The following is a 21207-nucleotide window of genomic DNA, read 5'->3' on the forward strand; positions in this document are numbered from 1 at the left end:
CTATTGAATCATGCAGTTATTGTTTCACCTCATGCTCATGGCCATCATGCTCATGTTCGTCGTGTAATGGCCACAATTGATGTGAATTGAGTAATAGTAGTCCGTAGCTCTCGGCATAATCAACTTTGGCTTGATCGATACGGTTACGCGCTTCGATCAATTGTTGTGAATGTAACAACAGTTCGTTGAGGCTGAGCTCACCCAATTTATAAGCCTTTTGCATCAGGCTATGTTGCTGTTGCAATTGGGTTAAGTTCTGCTGCGCTTTACCATAACGTACCTGAGCTGACTCCATTTGCGTTGACCAGTACTGCGCTTCCTGACGTAGACGGTTTTCCACACGTCCTACTTCATAATCTGCTTTACGTGCTTCGGCTGCGGCCATACCCGACGCAACACGAGTGTGACTGCCAGATAATGGTACCGAAATCGTCACCCCCATTAAGTTTTCCACGCCCGACTGTTCACGACTATAGCCAAGACTAATGGTTGGATCAGGGATTTTATTGAGCTGTTCACGTTTGTGTAAAGCATGTTGTTGCTCAGCCTGTTTCCGCACCAACTCTAACTCATGGTTAGCGGATAGAATCTGTCGAATCCACTCCGCCTGAGTAAATTTGATTGGACCAACCTGAATCATATCACTGTTCCACTGCTCAGGAATCGTACCACGATAATCACGTGCCAATAGTTGCTGTGACTGATAGTAAGCCACTTTGGCTTGCATATATTTTTCTTCAACTTGGCTATGTTCGTTATTGAGCAACATCAGTTCCAGACGCGGTGCATCACCAGCACGAATACGTTGCTGGGTCATACTCATATACTGTTCGATCTGACCTAACTGTTCTTGCAAACGATTCAGCTGCAAAGCTGCACGCATATAAGCAAACCAGTTGCCTAACAAAGACTTAGCGACTTCGTGTTTGGCATCTTCGTACTTTAACTCTGCAATGTTTACACCACGCTTAGCTAGGTCTTGATCGAGCTGATATTTACCCGATAAGCGGATTTGCTTTTCGACCCCAAAACTCGGCTCATAGCTGTTGGATTTGGATTGACCCTCTTGAGCATCTGTCTTACGCAGCTGCATCCCGGCACGTACTGTCCATGGGTGTTGACCCAATTTGAGTCCTTGGCCAGCAAAGTCTGCATAGTCTTGGTCTGAGATCGCAGCACGCACAGTCGAGTGCTCAGCCAAACTTTGTTTAACTGCTTCTACTGGTGGCAAGACTGGATCGAGACTCGGTTCAGCCCATGTAGCTTGGGTAAAAGCCAAGCAGCAGCCAAGTCCGAGTAAACGTAACATTTTACTGAGTACAGCGGGTTGAATTTTGATCTGCATATTGAGATTTGAGTTCATCAGTCAAGTGCTCCTTGGCCTGCATAGCCAGAGGTCACAGTGGGAAGTACCCAGTAGAAACAGTCGCTTGCTTTAAATTTTTGTTTAATATGGTCTAAAACTAAAGGTACCGATGCTTGCGGCAAAACCATCAAGATCAGGTTACGCTCAGTCGCACCACGGATCTTTTCTTGCACATTGCGATAATGCTGACGGCTACCAAAACCCTTGGCTGGCACACAGGTACAACCCGTAACCAGTTCAGGAATCAGCCATAAATGGCTCATCAGTTCTTCGACAATCTCACTCGACACGTTAATAGAGAGTTGGCACATTTCAGGCATGATGATCACTCGCTAAACCAAATTTTTTAAATAGATTAGGTAACAAAATCAGAGTCAATAAGGTACATGAGATCAATCCACCGATCACCACGATAGCAAGAGGGCGCTGAATCTCTGCCCCTGGACCTGTGGTAAATAGCAATGGAATCAGACCCAATGCAGCAATACTTGCAGTCATCATCACTGGACGTAGACGACGCATTGCCCCTTCTCTTACCACTTCCTCAATCTCAATACCGCGGGCAATGAGCTGGTTAAAGTAGCCAATCATTACCAGACCATTGAGCACCGCGATCCCCATCAGCGCGATAAAGCCGACTGATGCAGGTACGGATAGATACTCACCCGTAATCGCCAAGGCCACCACACCACCAATCAAGGCAAATGGAATATTGGCAAACACCAATACCGCTTGGCGTACAGAACCCAATGTAGTGAATAACAAGAAGAAGATCATGGTCAAGGCTGCAGGAATCACCAACATCAAGCGCGCTGCGGCACGTTGTTGGTTTTCAAACTGACCACCCCATTTCAAATTATACCCAGCAGGCAGTTTGACTTTTTCAGCCACTTTTTGTTTGGCTTCATCAACAAAGCCAACCAAGTCACGATCACGCACGTTAGAACGCACCACAGACATACGCGATGCATTTTCACGGTCGATTTTCACTACACCTTCGGTTTTGACCATCTCAGCCAAAGACTGCATTGGAACTGCGGCAGAGTTTTCAACTGGTAATGCGATATTGGCCAAGTTAAAGCTGGATTGGCTTAAAGATGGATCACCTTTCATCATTAACGGTACAGGACGGCCTTGTTCAATGATCGAACCAATCTCTTTACCTTCAATCAATGTTTTCAGTTGCGCTTGAATGTTTTGGCTGTCGAGTTGATTACGCACGGCCATATCACGACGTACACGCAATTCTTGATATTGCACCCCAGAGTTTTCAAGGGTCATCACGTCTTGACTGCCTTCGATCCCCTGTAAAATGCCGGCAATTTGCTTAGATAATTCATTGAGTTTATCGAGGTCTGTACCAAATATTTTCACCGCTAAGTCACCACGTACCCCAGAGAGCATTTCTGACGTCCGCATTTCAATCGGTTGGCTAAAGGTTAAGTTCACGCCAGGGACATCACCCAAGACATGACGAATCTTCGCTAAGATCTGTTCCTTACTTTGACCATTCCACTGATCTTGCGGTTTAAGCACAATAAAGCTATCGGTTTCGTTAAGCCCCATCGGGTCCAGACCGAGCTCATCCGAACCAGTCCGCGCCACGATACGCTTGACTTCAGGCACTTGTTTTAAGATACGTCGTTGAATATCCATATCCAGTGCAATCGAGTTTTGCAGACTAATCGAAGGGATTTTTTCTAGCTGTAAAATGGTATCGCCTTCATCCATGGTCGGCATAAACGATTTACCAATAAATGGGAAAATCAACACCGCCACCAACAAGGCCACACCAGCCATTGCATAGACTTTTTTCGGATTGGCCAAACTCGCATTTAAAACTTTGCTATAAGCCGCTTCAAGTTTACGCACGATAAATGGTGTGTGATGGGCTTGTGATTTGAGGAAGAACGAACACAACACAGGGATAATCGTTAAAGAGAAAAAGAGTGAACTCGACAGTGCAAAGACAATCGTCAACGCGACGGGTGAGAACAGCTTGCCTTCTAGACCTTCCAAAGTCATCAGTGGGATAAACACCAACATAATGATGATCATACCCGCAGTCACAGGTACCGATACTTCACATACCGCACGATAAATTACATTCAGCGGTGGTAAAAATGACCGGTTTTTGGATTCATGTGCATCGGCCAGCTGCATCTCGATATTTTCAACCACCACTACGGCAGCATCGACCAGCAAACCAATGGCAATGGTTAAACCACCGAGCGACATCAAGTTGGCACTTAAACCAAACTGACGCATCATCAAGAAAGTACTCAATGCTGATAGCGGTAAAATCGCTGCCACCACCAATGCAGAGCGTAAATTCCCCAAGAACAACAACAGTAAAATTAAGACTAAAACGATAGCTTCAAATAGTGTCTTACTCACGGTATGAATGGCACGGTTGACCAATTCACCACGGTCATAAAACGGCTCAATAGTGGTGCCTGCAGGTAAGGTTTTTTCGATCTCTTGCAAGTGTTCACGCACATGTTGTACCACTTGACGCGCATTGGCACCTTTTAAGCTGAGTACAATGCCTTCAACCGCTTCACCTTGACCATTTTCAGTTACGGCACCATAACGGGTTAAAGCACCAGTATGTACTGTCGCAACGTCTTTGACTTGAACCAAAACACCTTGGTTGTTGGAAACAATAATATCACCCAACTCAGCCAAGTTACTGACACGACTATCACTACGAATCAGCAGTGATTCACCATTTTCATTGAGTCGACCAGCACCATCACTGGCGTTGTTAAGTTCAATCGCTTGTTGCAGTCGATTGAGTGATAAACCACGTGCAGCTAAGGCTTCTAGGTTCGGTGTCACTTCAAACGTACGTACCAAACCACCCAAAGAGTTGACATCAGCCACCCCTTCGATCTTACGTAACTGTGGACGAATCACGCGATCCAACAAGGTCCGTTTTTCCATGTCACTCAGTGAACCATGTAGGGTAAACATAAATGACTCACCCAAAGGCGTGGTCATCGGCGCGATCCCACCCGAAGCACTGCTTGGCAATGCGGACATGACGCCACTTAAGCGTTCATTGACCTGTTGTCTGGCCCAATAAGGATCAGTGCCTTCGGCAAAGTCCAAAGTAATAATGGCAATGGCATATTTGGATTGCGAACGCAGTACGGTTTGATGCGGAATCCCCAACATTTCTTGTTCGATTGGCACCACGATACGACTTTCCACTTCTTCGGGAGTCATACCTGGTGATTTCATCACGATCTGAACTTGAGTACTCGATACATCAGGAAAGGCATCGATCGGTAGCTTGGTAAAAGCCATGTAGCCAGCCACACTGATCGCCAGACCAATCAGCAAAATCAGGATGCGTTGGCCAAGTGAAAATGCAATGATACGTTTCAACATGTGCTTGGCCTCAATGCGCTGCGGCTGCAGTATTGCTATTGACGGCAGGTGCTTGTTCTGTACCAAAGCCTGACCAAACGGCTTTTAGACGCTCAACACCACTGACAGCAATGCCCATACCTGGTTTTAAACCGGTTGAAGCGATATAACTGTGTTGTTGATTTTCACCCACAACATCCACTGGCACTGCAGCATAACCATTTTGATTTTTCACAAAGACGATATGTTTGCCATCTTTTAAAGTCAGTGCCGCACTCGGTACAGTCCAAGCAGCCATCGCTGTTGAGTTATGGCTTTGCAGCTGTGCTTTAACAAACTGTTGTACATGCAGACAGCTATGATTGGCACTCATCTGTGCCACGACATTTTGAGTTTGCGTATTGCCTGCCAATGCTGGCGCGATTTTTTGCACCTGACCAGTAATCTCACAGCCTTCTACTTTAACCGTATCGCCAATATGAATAAATTTACTGTCAGCTAAACTGGCTTGTAATAGCAGTTGCAAAGGTAAATCGCCATTGACCAACTGACCGAGTACCGCCCCTATTTCTACATATTGACCCGCAGAAACTTGTAGGCTTTCCACCTGACCACTGGCTGGGCTTTTTACAGAAACCACAGGGTTAAGACCATTAGCACTGCTGCCCCCCATAAACTGCAACATACGTTGTTTTGCACTTAAGTCGATGCTCAAACGTTGCACTTGGTTTTGTGCTTCTTGGACACGTTTTTCTGCAATGATGCCTTCAGCAAAGAGTTTTATTTCACGTGCTAAAGTTTGCTGTGCCAGTTGTTGCTGTGCACGAATTTGTAATATTTCATTTTGAGTTTGAATCAGGTCTGGACTACTTACAGTCAGTACATTGCTATTGCGTGCAATGGCCGCCAAAGGTTGCACCAAAACTTGTTGTACTACCCCAGCAACTGGACTGGTCAACACCACTTTACTTTCAGGTGACCACTGCGCCAGACCTTGCAAAGACAAAGTCGTTTGAATATCAGTACTTGGCTGACCCAAACTTTGTAGTTGGATGCCGACTTGTTTAATTTGCTCTGGTGAGATCAAGATTTGATTACCCGAAGCATCACTTTTAATCGCTTCATTGGCTGCAGCATCGGTTTCCTTAACTTGTGCAGCTTCATTCTTGTTTGACAGTAAGCTACTACCTAACAAAATCGCAACGATAACCACGGCCAATGCGCCAATGGCGAATAATAGTTTTTTATTACCCAGTACACTTACTTGTTGACTCACTGACCCCACCCTCAAAGAGATTTTTCTATGCAAGGGTAAAACCAAGTTATTAAGATCCGATTAAGTTTGATCTTCAAATTTATTAGTTTTAATTAGAGTGTGTTGACATTTGCTGTACTAATTTTAATCTCAGATAAAAATCATTTTTAATAACAATAGTTTAGGAGTGATATTCCCAATAGAGCACTTGCAACAAAATATTTATTTTTATATAAAATTCATATAGTTACTGTTAAAATATCAAAACTCCTAATCCCATTAAGCTTTTTTATTAAAACTTGCTGACCTTCTTATTCATCCTGAATGATAGTATTTTGAGTACTGATTGCACCCTCATCTCTGTCTCAACAGCTAATCAATTAAAAGATCAAAATAGAATACTATAAAAGACAGGAGATGTGATTAAGCTAAAAATTGATGTTAACTCATAGCTAAAACATTGACAATTATCTGAGTGTTTTTGGACTTACAGGCGAAATATAATCCATACTTTAATGAGTATCGATCGCTAATTCTAAATATTTCAATACTTCATGATAAAATCAAAAAAATAAAGGAACAGTTGTTCCTTTACTCTCGGCTTGCCAACTCACTTTCAATCCACAGATGAATTTCATAAGCTGACCAACCAATACGGTTTTGGGTGATTTGAACTTTCTTTGGAAAAGTGGGATCGTAATAAGGTGAAAATTCATCCATCATTTCATAATCGTCGAACGACCTACACCAACAATTTTTATGACTTCTTTGATACTAATAAGTTGATTCATTTGAAAAGTTTGTCCAACAAACGCATTCATGATGTTTACTCCTATCAATGATGCGAGCGTTACTGCTCAAATGATTGGGAGAACTGTAAAAATTTAACTTTGAACTACATGACAATTAATTCACTGCCCTCACACTCCTCTGCAATCCTTTCTGTATATCCTGTACAAAACCCTCAGCCTGATTCAGCTTAGGCTTTGCTTTGCTTCTCGCTGTGGTTACAGGCTGAGCTTGTTCTACTTCAGTCTCTTGATTTTCATCACTATAAAACTCCTCAACCAACTCTAAGCCCTCCTCATCATTCATCTCAAATCGCGCATTGGCAAAGCCTTGTCGTGCCATCTGGTCTAAAGCACTTTGGTTAAACCCACTCTGCTTACTTTGCTGATCAATCTCTTGCGCCATGTGAATAGCCTTTTGCAGATTTGTTCCATCCCGTAGTGTTAAATCCACGTAATACACAGGCGTTCGATAACTTTGTGTGGTGGATTTGCCTCGAAGTGTGAGTTGTAGCGGTAAGCATGACAATAAACCATTCGATGCTGCATGGTAGTAACTGAGTCGTGCTGCTAAAGTCCGAATACTATTAAAACCCGCCGTCCTAAAAATAAACGTACCTAGTTCATCACTTTCATCTAAATTGACATGCAATCGCCCAAAGGGCTTACAGTTACCTCCTTTTGCTAAAGGACATAGGTCAGGTGATGGGCATGGATGTTGTTCCACACCTTGATTAGTCAGTCGTTGACAGGTTTCACCATTACCAATACACACAGGTCGTCCAGTCTGTCGGTCGAATAAAGTGTACTCTGCTCGTAGGTTCAGTTCAGGATCGTTAAAGATCATCCGTACTGGAATAGCGCGGAGTTTGGGGGCTTGGCTTTGGTTTTGGCTTGCGTGTTGGTTGGGTTGTTGATTTTGTTGCTGTTTTGCTCGAAGCTGTTCATCAAGGGGATGTTTGACCCATCCGTCTTTATTTTGGATTTGGCTGGTAATGGTAAATTGATCATCTTTCTCAGGGAGTCGTTTTCCGTTCTTTTCGACAATCTTGCCTATACTGATTCGTCCAAGTATTGGCGGTGTAATCGCTAAACCTTTGATCATGGTATATTCCTCATATTTATTTTTTTACAGAATTGCGTCCTATATGAACGAGATACAGTTCCATAAATAAATAATTCAATTAAATAAATTTTTAGCAACGAAAACCGCGACCGTTTTGCTCTCTGCTTTTAAGTAGAGGGCGGGGAGCGGTTTTTGTCATTTTGAGTTTTGCTGAAGATTTCTATTTCTTAGGCTAATTTTGTTTCAATCATCGTTGCTGTAGATATTGAAACGCCGTGAACCTTGTTTGTTGTGTGGAAATTGATTGAGATATTCAGGGTGTTGTTTCAGTAATGCCTTGCTATCTAAGCTGATAGAGTCCTTAGACTTTTTCCACGTCACCGAACCATTGGTGAATGTTGCTCGTTCTACATTTTGTATCTTGGCTTGTAGTTGATGTTTAAGCTGATCAAAGTTTTGTTGATGCTTTTCAATTTGGTTACGCGCTTGAAGCAATTGTTCAAACTGTTGATTGGCTTGTTCATCCTCGGACAAGTCAGTGGTACTGAGTGGGATATGCTCGGGATATAGTAGTTGTAGTGCTTTGCCTGCGGATTCACTGGCATCTGCATCAGGTGGGGTATCCTTTTCTACACATTCCCAGAAGTAACGTTCGGCATTGATGATATGTTGGATCACCGATTCTGAACGGGTCACTTTAAAGATTCGGGTTTCATGCCCACAGATCAGTACACAGATATGTGCTGCTTTCTTACCTGTCACCGCCAATTGGTGTTGGACTTGGCACAGCACGTATAAAGGCACACCATCTCGCCAAAGTTTTGCGCCGTATTCCCCTGCGGTTTTGCATTCTAAGACTTGGACTTCATCACTTCCGACTACTGAGTAATCTAAGTTTGCCAACATAAAGTATTTGTCAGCTTCGGGATGTTGTAGAACAGCATTGATGCGACGGACTTTGTTGTTGGTGTGCATGCTGTAGTATTCAGCAACTAGAGGTTCAAGACGTTTGCCCCAATATAGGGGTGCATGTCCTTCACTTTCATCTTCAATGTTTTGTTGGATGCGTCCTGTTTTGATCATCCAAAGTTCTAGCATCGACATATAGGGATTGAGTCCACACGCTGCTGCACAATCACTACTGCCTATACCTTGTCTTCGAACCTCTAGCCATTCTGCTTGGCTCATATGTTTTGTATTCACTAAGCGTTTGGCGGTAAAGAATTTCGGGGCAATAAAAGGTTGTGTAGCACGATTGAGATGTGGGGATGGGGTTAACGGGGTAATAGATTGCATATAAGTATTCCTCTGGTATTTTTTTAAAATTTGGGCATAAAAAAAGCTGTGTCCGTAGACACAGCTTTGATTTGCTTAATTAATTTAAAATATTAAAATGTGGTATTGAATCAGTTGGGCTACTTAGGCTATTAAGCAATCATCCTTAATGCTTGTTCTAAACCACGTTGTTTCAAGCCTGCCCCTGCACCGAACCAAGCTGAATCAAGACGGTGATCTTGACTCATGGCACGACGTTCATGATCAGCAAACTCGGTGATGGAACACAGTAAGCCATAGGCTGTGTCTTTGGCTGAACTGAGTTCTGCCCCTCTTCCATGTCCATTGAACATGGTCATGACTTTCGACATAGCTCGTCCATTCGGTTCAGCTTTGCTTGAGTCTGTTTTGGCTAGTTCAGTTTTAGTGGACTCAGTTTGATTCGCTACATTGCGATAAAACTGAATGATGCCTTCATCCTGTTCTGCTTGACTAAGATTGGTATTGTTAAATACAGCATCAAAGTAAGCAGCTGCTTCTTGTTGGGTCACTTTGCGTTGACTCAGTTGTTTCATTTCATAGCTGTGTTCATCCCATGCACGAATTGAAATGCCAAGCTGTTGTTTGATCTTATCTGCATCAAATTTGGTGCTATGTGGTACTTTGACTACGCCTGTACTACTGTTTTGTCCTTTCAGTGCAATAGCTAAAGTATTGTTACACACCACACGGATTGAAGTGAATTGTGCAGTGGTGGCGAGTGTACCATCACAAGCGGTGGCTAAGAGTATGTAGCCATTACTCACATCTTTGCCTTTGAGTGAGGAAGTTTGTCCTGTTCTCGCCAATGCCCAGAACTTCTTGCCACCTTTAAGAACGCCTGCGGTTTCCAATTCAAAACCTGATTGTTCAGTCAAATCTCGATAGAACTCAAGAATCTGTTTGGGTTGAACTTCTTGGTAGCGTTGACTGACCACTGATAATGGTGCATGGGTGTCTGAGCGGTATAAAACCCGTTGCTCTTCATAGGGCATGATAATGCTTTGCCCACGTTCGTTTTGTGCCATATAGCTGACATCGGAGGATTCAATACGCCAATCCATGCCTGCTTGTTGTGCCCATACTTCAATCGGTTGGTTTTGAGAAAGTTGGTTGCCTAAGCCATGCCAAGGGGTTTGCCCAACGTATGCCATTTGTTCTATTAAATGTGCCATACTAAATTACTCCAATGAAATTGATTATTCACTTAGGTAATATGTATTTGAAATTATTTTGATTTTTTGTAATTATTATTCACAATTATACAATAAGACTATGGATTAACTTTATGTTTACACTCATCGAATCAAGAGAAGAAATTAATAAAGCACAACAGGATTTAGAGCGTTCAATTCGCCGTGATTTTAAAAAAGAAATTAAAAAAAATATTGGCTATCCTGGTGGTACTGTATTTGATGCACAAGTGCAATCTGATGGAACTTATTGGTTCTGGTCAACAGATCATAATGGAAAGGATGTTCTTAATCCACGTCGTTTAAACTGGTTTGGTTTACTTAGTAATAGTTCAAGTCTAGATATTTCAGTAGAGATTAATACGGTATATAAAGGTCGTAATGATAGAATTGCAGGCTTCTTTGCACGTGATAGTGAAACTGGTTCCGTCTATTTAATGCATTCAGGTCGCGTCGGTGGTGGAACGGAAGGCGTTGGTAAAGAAGCCTTTTTAGCATGGAGTAATCAGCAACCTATTGAAGTTTTAGATTCATTAGGTAATGTTAAAGAAGGAATCGTGGTTATGCCTGTTCAAGGTATAGCCGTTACTCAACCTGCTATCTTCTATATCAACAATATTGCAAATTTCAAACAAGCGGTACGTGATGGTGAATTAACATCACCAGAATTTCAAAAAAAGAAAAAAGAATTTTCTGATTTCTATTCAGAATCACATGGGCAACGCCAAGGAAAGCGTTCAGAAGAAATTGATTATATTTCAAGGCATGGAGAAATTGTCGATGCGGTTTATAAATGGCGGAGTGCAAATTCACTTCCAGATAAAAGCCATTTGGTGAAAAATTTGTATATTGATCTAGGGGTTGCCATTGATAATAACCTTGTTGAAGTATATGAAGTCAAAACAAACTCAAACCGTACTAATATATATACTGCTGTAGGTCAATTAATGGTTCATGGCGTATCCAATGAATGCCAAAGAACTCTTGTACTACCTTATGATCAAGAGTTGGCTCAAGATCTACAAGATACGTTAAAGCGACTCAATATTAAGTTGCTTACATTTAAGCTTAATAAAAAATCAACTATCATTATTTCATCTTAATTCATGTAAATTAATTAGGTACTTAATACAATTCCATTCTTCAAAAAGTGCTTCCCACTTTTGAAATGTGGCATTGACTAAGCCCTACCGTCAGATTATCCTTTGCCTGCTGACCTACATTGTCAGTCGGTTTTGACAGACCGTTTACCCAAAGCACGCTAAAAAGTTTCACTTTTTGGTGGGCTACCCTGCGTCTCCCCCTCTGCGGTGGAACGGGAGGGGGACACCTTCGGGTGTGCTGATCTTTTTGGGTATCAGTCTGTCAACCCCTTTTCGTTTCGCCACCATTATTTGACAGTAATCTGGTGAAACTTCTTTATACCCAAAGGAGTCATTACCATGACTAAGCATTATCTTTCTTTACTCTTTTCTCTAAAGCCCTATAAGTTTGTTGCCCTGCATTTGGCATAGCACTTAGTTTTTCATTCAACAGACATTCAATCTAAGACTTACTTGTCCTTGGAATAGGACACCTTTGTCTTTTTAATTCGAACTACCGTTGAGATGATCAACTCTTAAATAAGCAAAAACAATAAATTAGGGGTAATGATGAAAATTCACACATCTATTTTAATCGTTGGGTGTTCATTCCTAACGCTTGGTTGTGCCAGTAAAGCTGAACGAGAGTTTCTCGGAGGATGTCAGTCTACAGGTATGGAACGTTCTGTCTGTAAATGCGTCTATAAAAAACTCGAAGGTAAATATGGGGAAGATGGTTTTAAAAATAACCTCTACACCCTGAGCCAAACCGAGTCTTTTCAAAATGACATGGTGCAAAGCAGTCTTCAGTGTATGAGGGAATAAGTCATGCGTGTCATTGCAGGCATTATCGTTGTCATCATCATCGTAGCATTTCTAGGCTTACCCTTTATTGGTTTTATGATTTTACTAGGTCTATTTATGTTGCTGGTTAACTTTGCTGTAGGTGGGGGTAAAAAATGAATTCAAATATTAAAACAGCTTTAATTGGTGGCTATCTGACCATCGGATTTTTCTTCGCGGTCTATCAACATTTTTGGGGGCAATATAGCTATAAGCCGTTTATGTTCAATATCGGTCAAGGCTTAGTTTGGCCAGCAATGCTGTTCCCATCAGTGGGTAAATTTATTGGTGGGGTTTTGATCTTGCTATTCATTGGTGCATTAACACTGCGTTCGAGATGATTCATTTTCACTTAAAACCTTTGGATAATTCAAATGATCAAAACCTACATCGTTCAGCCCTTATTACTTAGCAGTCTATTCTTGAGCAGTTCTGTTTTCGCTCAAGAGTGTGATAGTAAACAACCTTCGATTACTCCAAATAGCCGTTATCAGCTTTTAAACGCAGGGCGAGAAGTCAAAGACCTGAAAACAGGTTTAATTTGGCAACGCTGTCTTGCTGGGGAACAATGGAATGGTCGTGCTTGTACTGGTGAAATACTCGATTTCTCCAATTCAAGTGCCAAGTCATATATCAGTCAATATGCACCAAACTGGCGTTTACCAAGCATTGATGAGTTGCTATCACTGGATAGCGAATGCTGGCAACCTGCAATCAACACTACGATTTTTCCACCTAACCCTGAACGCTATGACCCCAAGGATACGTTAAGAAGTAGCACCGTCTTTGTGCCTGATAAGCGTGAAGCACAGGATTTGAAATATTTTGGTTACGATAAAATGGAATGGTATTGGGCATACGAAACGGCATTTGGACAAAAAAGCTATAAAGCATATGACTTACCCATGCGTTTGGTACGCAGATAGTCAGTCATTCTCTCAACCCGATCTTTCTATAAACCAAATGCTTTGATATGTGAAGCCTTTTTGTTCTACAGCTTATACATATCATTCTAAATTCAAGGAAAAAAATAAATGAAGAAACTTCTATGTGTCTCTTTATTGGCTGTATCTACGTTGACGATTGCAAGTGAACCAGTGATTACTTTTGCTGGCAAGCAAATTACCCCTAAAGACAATCGAACAACGCTGATCGCTAAATTAGGCAAACCAACCAGTGGAAATACAACTTATAGTTATTGGTCTAAACCCAATTACTCGATTAGTGCCAGTTATGGTCAACGTGGCTTAAGTAAATTTGGTATATCTCAATTGAATAATAAACCATCAACGACGTTTATCAAAACACGTGGTCAAACCATTACCATTGGTAAGGATACACTGAAGACAGCAGAGAAGAAACTTGGCAAAGGTTGCTTTAATATCCTAGATACTCAATACAACCAAAACTATTCGTTCTTCATTACCGATGGAGTTAACGGAGAGGTGTTTGTTAAATTCGATTCGGAATATGTCAAAAAGAACAAAGCTGCATCAATGAATCGCCCTGTGTTTTCATTGGGTTGGGATGAAGAATATTCAACACCGAGTGAAGGTTGCAATCACGGTTGATGAAGTACAAAGATTTAAACCAAAAAATAAGGGAAGCTGTTCCCTTATTTTTTTACAACCTGAACCCCCACGATCACCTATGTGATGGGGCTCAATAGCAAATAATTGTCAACCACATACTATTGTAGCAAATGTCAATTTTTACACTTCGTCCATTTCTATTGAATGGCACAAACTCTTAATCCTCAAGTTAAAAAATATTAAAAATAAAGATCAATATTAGGATGAGAGTATTTCATTGCCGATAAGACTACAAGCAGAGCTGTCTCAAATGCCCTTTCTTCTTCAATGAAGAGGGGGCGAAGAGAACGGCTCTGCGATTTTTTTATGCCACCCTATTTACTGGAACTTATTCTGACAGTGGTGACAGTGAAAATATCTAACTGTCGGTTGTGGGTTTGACGGCTGTACAAAGCTATCAATCAAACCACCAATCATCGCTCCTGCTAATCCCCCCAACAGTGGTGAAAATGGGGTAGGCAAATGCTTGGAGATGCTTGCACCAATCCCTGCACCTGCCATTGAAGAGAGACTGTTATTACTGGTTGTCTGTGTCGATTCACGCGTGACGTTTTCAGAATTGCAGTATGGGCATGTAAGAATCATAGAATATACCTGATAAAATGAAAAAAGGCTTATCGATTAATAAGCCTATGGTTTTGAATGTAAAGATGAAAAAGAACATTCAATCTTCATGTTAATGATGTATTGCTATGATTTTTTGGGATCGACTCCTACGTCTACGCTGATCTTTCTTAACCTGTCCCTTCCCAAACTCTCGCATACCCAATAATTTACCTCTTAAGTACTGATTGTCTTTTTCAGGTTTAGCCAAATAACTAATCGCGACAAGAGCATTCTCAATAGCTTTGGCATCCTTTCGTTCAATCATTCCTATACCAAGCCTGCCTGCCTGATGATATTCGCATTTATTCTTAGCTGTATTACAAATGTAATATGCTCCGTCACCACTGGTTATTCTATCTTGCCATAGTGTCCCAATCTCTTGTGCTAGATGACTATCCCTATAACGTTTAGAGCCATTGTAGATCACCAGTAAATGGCAGTGGTAACCTCTACTCTTTCCGCCTTGTTCAAGCCTATACGCATACCCTACCTGCCCATTAAAGATCGTATCCTTGTCCTGAATTCGTTTAACTAACTTTTTAATATCTTGATCGAATTGTTTTATGCTTGGACAAACATCTGTGGAATAGTGCAAATCAACTCTTACCAACAAAAGTTTGTAATGGTATTGAATCAATTTTAAAAAATACTTTTCTAAGTTTTTTTGATTACGTTTGTTTTTTTGTCTCAAGCTACGAATAGAATCTTCATGTTGATCTTGAAGGTCAAATTGATATTCTCCAAATTCATGACAGCTATCAAATAGCCCGTGTTCTCTATCTCTCATCCGCTTAAGCAATAAATCAAAGTAAGCCTGTACCAAAGGTGCGTATTGGTAGCGAGGATTATAGATTGCGTCAGCATCATGGAGCAGTTCATCAAAGTCATCTTCAAAATCACGCCAATAATAATTTGGTTTAATCACTCGTTTCATGAAGTTTTCAATGGCAAGTAATGTTTGTGCTTCAGTCATGTTTTTGTCCTAGGTAAGTAAATTACATAGGAGTGACTGATCTGTATTTTTTTAATTTAGGGTTTGATATTTTAATTATACAAATACCTTCATCATTTCTTCGATGATGAAGGTTATTGATTGATCTAAATACTTTATGGGTTAAGTGAATGTAGTAAGTAGATTAGTATCTTAAATGATTGATATGATTTAATATTAGATATAGATAATTATCAATAATAGATTAGATAATAATAGATTATATACATATCCTACTTGTTTTAAGAATGAACTAGATCAAAGCTATCTCATCCTGTTCATAATTTATACTTCTATAGCAAATAGTAAAAACTTTACAGAATTCATTATTTTTATAGAGGATATGGAAGCGTGAATTAAGTCACTTTTTAACTATCTTCGCTCTCATCAATTACGGGTTTAATCCGCTTTGGAATATTCTGCTGTATAGGTTGAATTAATCGTCCTTTAAGCAATAAATTCAAATTTTTTTCACTTCCTTTTATCGAACCTCGTTTCATAAGGCTATAATTTGAATAATATTTTGCAAGCAATCTAATAAACTTAAGTTTATATTTTTTATCTTTATAATCACACAATGAGTAATCACCTTGACGATTTCTCTTTTCCATAACTAGAGGTATTTCAGTTGATTCGAGAATCAAATTATTGAGTAAGCCTTCATAATCAACTGCCACCGTGTTTTCTGCCTGATTTATGTTGATCTCTCTTTTTTGAAGTTTACGGATTAATTGGGATTTTGTTTCTTCCGTTAAATAATTTCTCCAAGTCTCATTAATCTTATCAGGTGTACTAAATTCTAAATCACCAATATTTTCAGAGTTAAAGATCAATGTAACGTCTATGATAGGCTCTATCAAAGAGACATACACCCCAACATGTGCTACAAGAAGTTGACCAATAATATTGGGCTTTCTTTTCACATCCTTTATGAATGTTGTCCATATCTCGCTAAAGACTGTTATCAGTAAAGCCTCAGGTATTTCTTGGATGTCAATCTTGCAAGTCATTTTGAACCGATAAACATCAACATTCTGCTTAAACTGGTAGCGCAAATACTGATTTATAGATTTATCATTTTTTTCTCTCTTGGCTGACCTTTTTACTTGCTCTATCGCAATATCACATTCATGTAATTTATTTTTAAAATCACAGATGAATTTATGTAAATGTCTATAAAAAGCAAATGAAAAAACTTCGTAACTCAATAATTTATTAACATTTCGATCATTTTTAAATTCTTTCAAAAACACTTCAATATTAGGACTAAGTGTAGATTTAAGTATTTTAGCCAAATTATCTTTATTGCTCTGATTTAGCTCATGATCGAGCAATACAATCAAAGCAAGTTTTTCACTTAATGACAGATTCCCTTCAGGAAACCGAATAATATGTTCAAGCTCCTTATCTATATTACTTATTGCTGGAATTTTTTCCTGCTTTAAATATTGAATAAACAATTCCAAATACTTAAGACGTTCACTTGAATTTCTCTCAAACGGAAAAAAATGTTTTTGCTCGTCATAAATGTGACAAAGCCCCAAATACTCTTTTTTATTATCTAGTCGATAAAGCGCTTTTGCCCAAGTTCTATCCCCTTCCAACTCACCATACAGCGATATAAGACTAGATTCTTTAATAGGTTCTTTGCTATATGCAGGTCTGTATTCAGGACCAAGCTTTTTAATTTCATAGAACAACTCTGAAATTTTATACCCAAGGTCATAAATATCAAAGGATGTATACTTGAATTTCTCCCGATCTGTTGAAATGAAAAACGTTGAATATGTAAATAAATATAAATACCAAAAATTAAAATCTTCTAATTGTTTTTTGGGTCTGCATCCCAATACATCAGTAACAGTCCTTTGTTTAAATTGGTGCTTTATACGCTCATTCAAGTTTTTAACTGTGATTTCATATTTATTTAATGGGTTATAATCATTCCGCTTATTCAAGTGCTGATTAAGAATTCTCTTAATCTGTTCAGCAACTTCTTTAGAATCAAAAACAACATCATGTTTTAAAATAAACACGAGATGAAAATTCAGGCTTTCATTAACGCCCATGAATGTATTGACAAAATGAGCATATCCATAAAGTTGCGTAACAATTTCCTTATAACTCCCCCCCAAAGCATGTAATACATCCTCTACTGCTTTTTTATCCCACAATGATTGACCAATTAAAAAATTTGGTGATATTTCAATCATTAAATTTAAAACATAAACTTTTTTCGCTCTTTTAATTATTTTATTAAATATTTTTACAAAGCTAATATGTCGCTGATTACACTCGAGTAATTCATCCTTGTTTATCTTATATCGTGATTTTAATTCGTAGCGATACTTGGCAATACATGCAAAAATTTGCTCAAGGGGAAGATCATACTTCGTCCAATCATCACCATCAATATAGAAAACAGGAAACTCTTCAGCAACGATTCTAAAAAACAGACTGACTTGAATACTAAATCTAGCATTCGCATTTTCAGCATACAAAATAAGTTCTTCGTCCAAGCGCAATTGATTTAGAAAACGAATAATCTCTTCTTTTGCGTCATCGTCACTATCTTCATACGCGATCTGATTTGAAATGATATTGTCTTCAATCTTTGCTAAGCCTTCTTCTAGTTTTTCGATCATACGTACTGTTTCATAGAAAATACCACTTCGTATTTCTTTACCAGCCCTACGTACCTCAACTATTGATTCAGTATACAGGCAAGTTTTTAGATAGCTGAATATATCTTGAGGACTCACTATGTATAGTTGTGTAGCCACAAAAATTACCTCCATTAAATATTAATATATATTGTTTTAAATCGAATTTTACTATTTATAATAGCGTTAATATTTAGCATATCTAATAACGTAAAACCTAGTAATTTAGCAATATAGAGTATGAAAAGTTTATTTTTTTATAGCTATTATTCATAATACTTTATTACTACTATTCCAAATTTATTTAAAATAATATGCATAAAAAATCCGCTTTATAAAGCGGATTTTTGTAAAATAATTATGATGTTTTATGAATGGCTTAAATATGCAAATTGCTACTCTTTCGACTTAGTATTCGCTCGCTCAACAATCACCTGATCTCTAATTTCTTTATTATTTCTAAGGCAGTTTATTAGTGAAGATTCAATATCATCTGTATTGAATAGCAACTCCCGCCCCAAACTTACAAAAGGGTAGCCTCTATTTCTTGCATCAACATATTTAGTAGTTTGTATTTTCAGATGATGTAATTCTTCATCTAATTCATTTAATCTTTCTTCAGTTTCATTCAGAGTTTCATCCATCACTTTGCTTTGGATATTTGGGTTCTTCCTTGCTTGTATATTCTCCAAAATCTGCTTAAGCTCTTTTTCCTCTGCAATCAATATATTGATCTGTTCTTCAGCTTTTTTAAATTGCTTCTCAATATATTGCTTATCTATTTCCTTAAACTTTTCAAGAACTTCATCCTTTACATCTTGAACAGCTATACTAACACTGTTCCATTTACCATTATTTTCGACACGCTTGAGTAAAATATCAAAGAAAATCTTATGCTTAACTTCATGACGCTTATTCACAGCCACATGCCCTTGGATTCTTTTTCTCAATATCCGAAAGTGTATTAACGAATACGATACGAGATTTATTGGTGTTAACATTTCAACAAGAGTCTGAATCATTAACCGATATTCTTTTTGGAGAATATCTGCGCTTAAATTTAGGAAATTATCAATTAGCGAATCAACCTGATTAATTAATAATAAGATTTTCCTTGCAGTATATTCATTATTAAAAACAGTAGGTTCATCACCTTTAAAACATGGCGCATTTTTCCAAAACCCAACATTACAACTTGCATCTCCCAATCCCTCTAGTATCTCTAATAATTGTTCTTTTTCTTGGACTGATAAGCCTAAACTCTGATGAACTTCGTTATTTTCGATATCTACTTGCCACTGACTAGCTCTCTTAAATTCATCCATATGGAAATTCATAATCGCTTGCAAATACAATTCATCACTAAACAAATTCAAATCTTCAATTTTTAGTTTTTTCATAGCTATAAAATTCAATATGTTAGAAAAAATATTCAATATGCATTTTTTTACTGACCTAGACCTATTCATTTTAATTTAAGTCATACCTAAGCTTTAATACATCTAATCAAACATGACATTAAACAATAGTGAGGGCTTATGGAAATAATCAAGGTCAAACCAGATGAGAAATTAGCTCAATTAATTGCTTCTGGCACAAGTCTTGTTAGCAGTAAAGATACAGCTACAGTTCTTGGGTTAAAACCTAATACTTTAAGGGTTTGGGCAAGCACTGGGCGAGGTGACTTAGAGCCAGTTATGACATCCAGTGGAGCTAAATGGCGATTAACAGACATTAGAAATTTAATAGGGGCTTAAAAAGCCCCTATTATTATTGAACGACTTTAGCTTGTTGCAAAATCCATTCTTCAATTTTTGTAAGATATATCCTAAGAAGATCAACTGGGCGATCCTTATAATGCTTTTCTTGTGTTGCACTAGGTTTATGCCCCATTAATTGCGCAACGACACCCGCAGGAATTTCCAACCACTCTGTCAGATTACTAAACGAACGCCTCAAGTCATGAATAGTGATTCTAGGCAATTGCCTTTCGTCCAACTTCTCATGATATTTTCGCCGCACATCAGTGATGTAACCACAATCAGATTGATCCGTCCAAAATATATAATCTGATTTTGAATTAACAGGCAGGGTTCTTAAAAGCTTTTCAACATATGGCGTCATTGGAATCAATCTATAATCTTGTTCATACTTATCCCATATTTTTATTGTTTTCCACTTAAAATCTAAATGCTCATGCTTAACAGACCGCATTGATTCCGATCTCGGTCCAGTCAATATGGTAATTTGTAAAAATACTCTATGCATTATATTAGGTACTTCCCTGACAGCTAAGAACCAATCAGCTAATTGATCTCTCTGTAATGCTCTTTTCCTTGGTTTTAAAACAGGGACTGACTTACGAACTTTTTTTGCCTCATGAACATCTTTGGAAATAATTTTTGAATAAACTTCATGCTCAGCACACCAATTGATAAATGCCCGAACCAATCGAAAACATAGAGCTGCACTTCCCTTTCTTGTTTCTGATTCTTTTTGCTGCCATTGCGTTAATTTATCTGCCGTAATCTCGGAAAGTGGAACATCAAGCAAAGCAGCCATTGCCCCTGGTTGTGTTACCCCCTTTCCTCTCTTCTTAGCCTCTCCACCACGATGTATATAAGTAAAATGACTTTCTAAGTGAGAAATGCTCCATTCCGCTTTATTAGCCTCGATATATTCCATAAAAACAACACCAAATAAAATTGCTTCCAATTCAGTTCGTTTAAAAAACTCCTCATTTTTTAAAACCTCTTCAGCTTTTGTTCGCCTTGGGTCTATTCCTTGATCACATAAATGCTGTAATCGTCTAGCTTCTTTCCTTGCATCATCTAACGACCAAGTATCCACACTACCAATTGTAATTCTGATACTTTGCCCAAGAGATCGGCTTTGAAAAATATATGACCGATTTTCATTTTTAGTTACACGAACAGACAATCCCTGAGCATCAGTATCCCAATAAAATTTTTGATTTTTTCCATCTTCTGGGCTTTCAAGTTTAAATACTTTGGTTGTAGTGAACTTTATTTTCATTAGCTTACATCAAGTTTCCATGTAAGCACTATGTAAG

Annotated in this window: 19 protein-coding genes and 1 pseudogene; 7 read left to right on the plus strand and 13 right to left on the minus strand. The window is 38.9% G+C overall.

The window, feature by feature from the left end:
* Positions 1 to 16: 16 nt before the first annotated feature.
* The 8 genes and pseudogenes from IMO47_RS01290 to IMO47_RS01325 form a co-directional block, all read right to left on the minus strand.
* Positions 17 to 1363: a TolC family protein gene (locus tag IMO47_RS01290; protein ID WP_196076387.1), complete on the minus strand. Its 1347-nt coding sequence runs from the start codon at positions 1361 to 1363 to the stop codon at positions 17 to 19.
* Positions 1363 to 1686: a DUF3240 family protein gene (locus IMO47_RS01295; protein ID WP_196076388.1), complete on the minus strand. Its 324-nt coding sequence runs from the start codon at positions 1684 to 1686 to the stop codon at positions 1363 to 1365. The genes IMO47_RS01290 and IMO47_RS01295 overlap by 1 nt, the downstream gene beginning before the upstream one ends.
* Positions 1679 to 4762: a CusA/CzcA family heavy metal efflux RND transporter gene (locus tag IMO47_RS01300; RefSeq protein ID WP_196076389.1), complete on the minus strand. Its 3084-nt coding sequence runs from the start codon at positions 4760 to 4762 to the stop codon at positions 1679 to 1681. The genes IMO47_RS01295 and IMO47_RS01300 overlap by 8 nt, the downstream gene beginning before the upstream one ends.
* Before the next feature lie 10 nt (positions 4763 to 4772).
* Positions 4773 to 6017 carry an efflux RND transporter periplasmic adaptor subunit gene (locus tag IMO47_RS01305; RefSeq protein ID WP_196076390.1) on the minus strand — a complete coding sequence of 415 codons (1245 nt, stop codon included), beginning with the start codon at positions 6015 to 6017 and terminating at the stop codon, positions 4773 to 4775.
* 570 nt (positions 6018 to 6587) lie between these two features.
* Positions 6588 to 6817, minus strand: a pseudogene (locus IMO47_RS01310) (AlpA family phage regulatory protein).
* Between the two features lie 85 nt (positions 6818 to 6902).
* Positions 6903 to 7889, minus strand: coding sequence for a hydrolase or metal-binding protein (locus IMO47_RS01315; protein WP_196076391.1), 987 nt, complete (start codon positions 7887 to 7889; stop codon positions 6903 to 6905).
* A 204-nt stretch (positions 7890 to 8093) separates the two neighbouring features.
* Positions 8094 to 9146 (minus strand): lambda-exonuclease family protein, encoded by a 1053-nt coding sequence (locus IMO47_RS01320; protein ID WP_196076392.1) that lies wholly within the window; start codon positions 9144 to 9146, stop codon positions 8094 to 8096.
* A 131-nt stretch (positions 9147 to 9277) separates the two neighbouring features.
* The gene (locus IMO47_RS01325) at positions 9278 to 10339 is read right to left on the minus strand and encodes a DUF932 domain-containing protein (protein ID WP_196076393.1); all 1062 of its coding nucleotides are present in this window, start codon (positions 10337 to 10339) and stop codon (positions 9278 to 9280) included.
* A gap of 113 nt (positions 10340 to 10452) precedes the next feature.
* On the opposite strand from IMO47_RS01325, the gene IMO47_RS01330 reads away from it, so the two are divergent.
* The 6 genes from IMO47_RS01330 (at position 10453) to IMO47_RS01350 (ending at position 13853) form a co-directional block, all read left to right on the plus strand.
* The gene (locus tag IMO47_RS01330) at positions 10453 to 11460 is read left to right on the plus strand and encodes a hypothetical protein (RefSeq protein WP_196076394.1); all 1008 of its coding nucleotides are present in this window, start codon (positions 10453 to 10455) and stop codon (positions 11458 to 11460) included.
* 549 nt (positions 11461 to 12009) lie between these two features.
* The gene (locus IMO47_RS01335; protein ID WP_196076395.1) at positions 12010 to 12264 is read left to right on the plus strand and encodes a hypothetical protein; all 255 of its coding nucleotides are present in this window, start codon (positions 12010 to 12012) and stop codon (positions 12262 to 12264) included.
* Positions 12265 to 12267: 3 nt separating this feature from the next.
* Complete coding sequence (locus IMO47_RS19835) at positions 12268 to 12402, plus strand: hypothetical protein (RefSeq protein WP_264757106.1); 135 nt, start codon at positions 12268 to 12270, stop codon at positions 12400 to 12402.
* A complete protein-coding gene (locus IMO47_RS01340) occupies positions 12399 to 12623 on the plus strand; it encodes a hypothetical protein (RefSeq protein WP_196076396.1) in 225 nt (74 codons plus the stop codon). Before IMO47_RS19835 ends, IMO47_RS01340 begins: the two co-directional genes overlap by 4 nt.
* 33 nt (positions 12624 to 12656) lie before the next feature.
* Positions 12657 to 13208, plus strand: coding sequence for a DUF1566 domain-containing protein (locus tag IMO47_RS01345; RefSeq protein WP_196076397.1), 552 nt, complete (start codon positions 12657 to 12659; stop codon positions 13206 to 13208).
* A 108-nt stretch (positions 13209 to 13316) separates the two neighbouring features.
* Complete coding sequence (locus IMO47_RS01350; RefSeq protein ID WP_196076398.1) at positions 13317 to 13853, plus strand: hypothetical protein; 537 nt, start codon at positions 13317 to 13319, stop codon at positions 13851 to 13853.
* A gap of 339 nt (positions 13854 to 14192) precedes the next feature.
* Here the strand turns inward: IMO47_RS01350 and IMO47_RS01355 are convergent, their stop codons facing one another.
* From IMO47_RS01355 to IMO47_RS01370, 4 genes are all read right to left on the minus strand, one after another.
* Positions 14193 to 14459 (minus strand): hypothetical protein, encoded by a 267-nt coding sequence (locus tag IMO47_RS01355; RefSeq protein ID WP_196076399.1) that lies wholly within the window; start codon positions 14457 to 14459, stop codon positions 14193 to 14195.
* Positions 14460 to 14550: 91 nt separating this feature from the next.
* A complete protein-coding gene (locus IMO47_RS01360; RefSeq protein WP_196076400.1) occupies positions 14551 to 15453 on the minus strand; it encodes an inovirus-type Gp2 protein in 903 nt (300 codons plus the stop codon).
* Positions 15454 to 15839: 386 nt separating this feature from the next.
* On the minus strand, positions 15840 to 18254 hold the full coding sequence (locus tag IMO47_RS01365; protein ID WP_196075169.1) for a hypothetical protein: 2415 nt from the start codon (positions 18252 to 18254) through the stop codon (positions 15840 to 15842).
* 275 nt (positions 18255 to 18529) lie between these two features.
* Positions 18530 to 19534 (minus strand): hypothetical protein, encoded by a 1005-nt coding sequence (locus tag IMO47_RS01370; RefSeq protein WP_196077306.1) that lies wholly within the window; start codon positions 19532 to 19534, stop codon positions 18530 to 18532.
* Positions 19535 to 19672: 138 nt separating this feature from the next.
* On the opposite strand from IMO47_RS01370, the gene IMO47_RS01375 reads away from it, so the two are divergent.
* On the plus strand, positions 19673 to 19891 hold the full coding sequence (locus IMO47_RS01375) for a hypothetical protein (protein ID WP_196077305.1): 219 nt from the start codon (positions 19673 to 19675) through the stop codon (positions 19889 to 19891).
* 13 nt (positions 19892 to 19904) lie between these two features.
* Here the strand turns inward: IMO47_RS01375 and IMO47_RS01380 are convergent, their stop codons facing one another.
* On the minus strand, positions 19905 to 21170 hold the full coding sequence (locus IMO47_RS01380) for an integrase family protein (protein ID WP_196077304.1): 1266 nt from the start codon (positions 21168 to 21170) through the stop codon (positions 19905 to 19907).
* Between the last annotated feature and the right edge of the window lie 37 nt (positions 21171 to 21207).

Origin of the sequence: Acinetobacter sp. Res13-Abat-PEC15-P4-01, from assembly GCF_015676285.1 — a bacterium.
Lineage (GTDB): Bacteria > Pseudomonadota > Gammaproteobacteria > Pseudomonadales > Moraxellaceae > Acinetobacter > Acinetobacter nematophilus.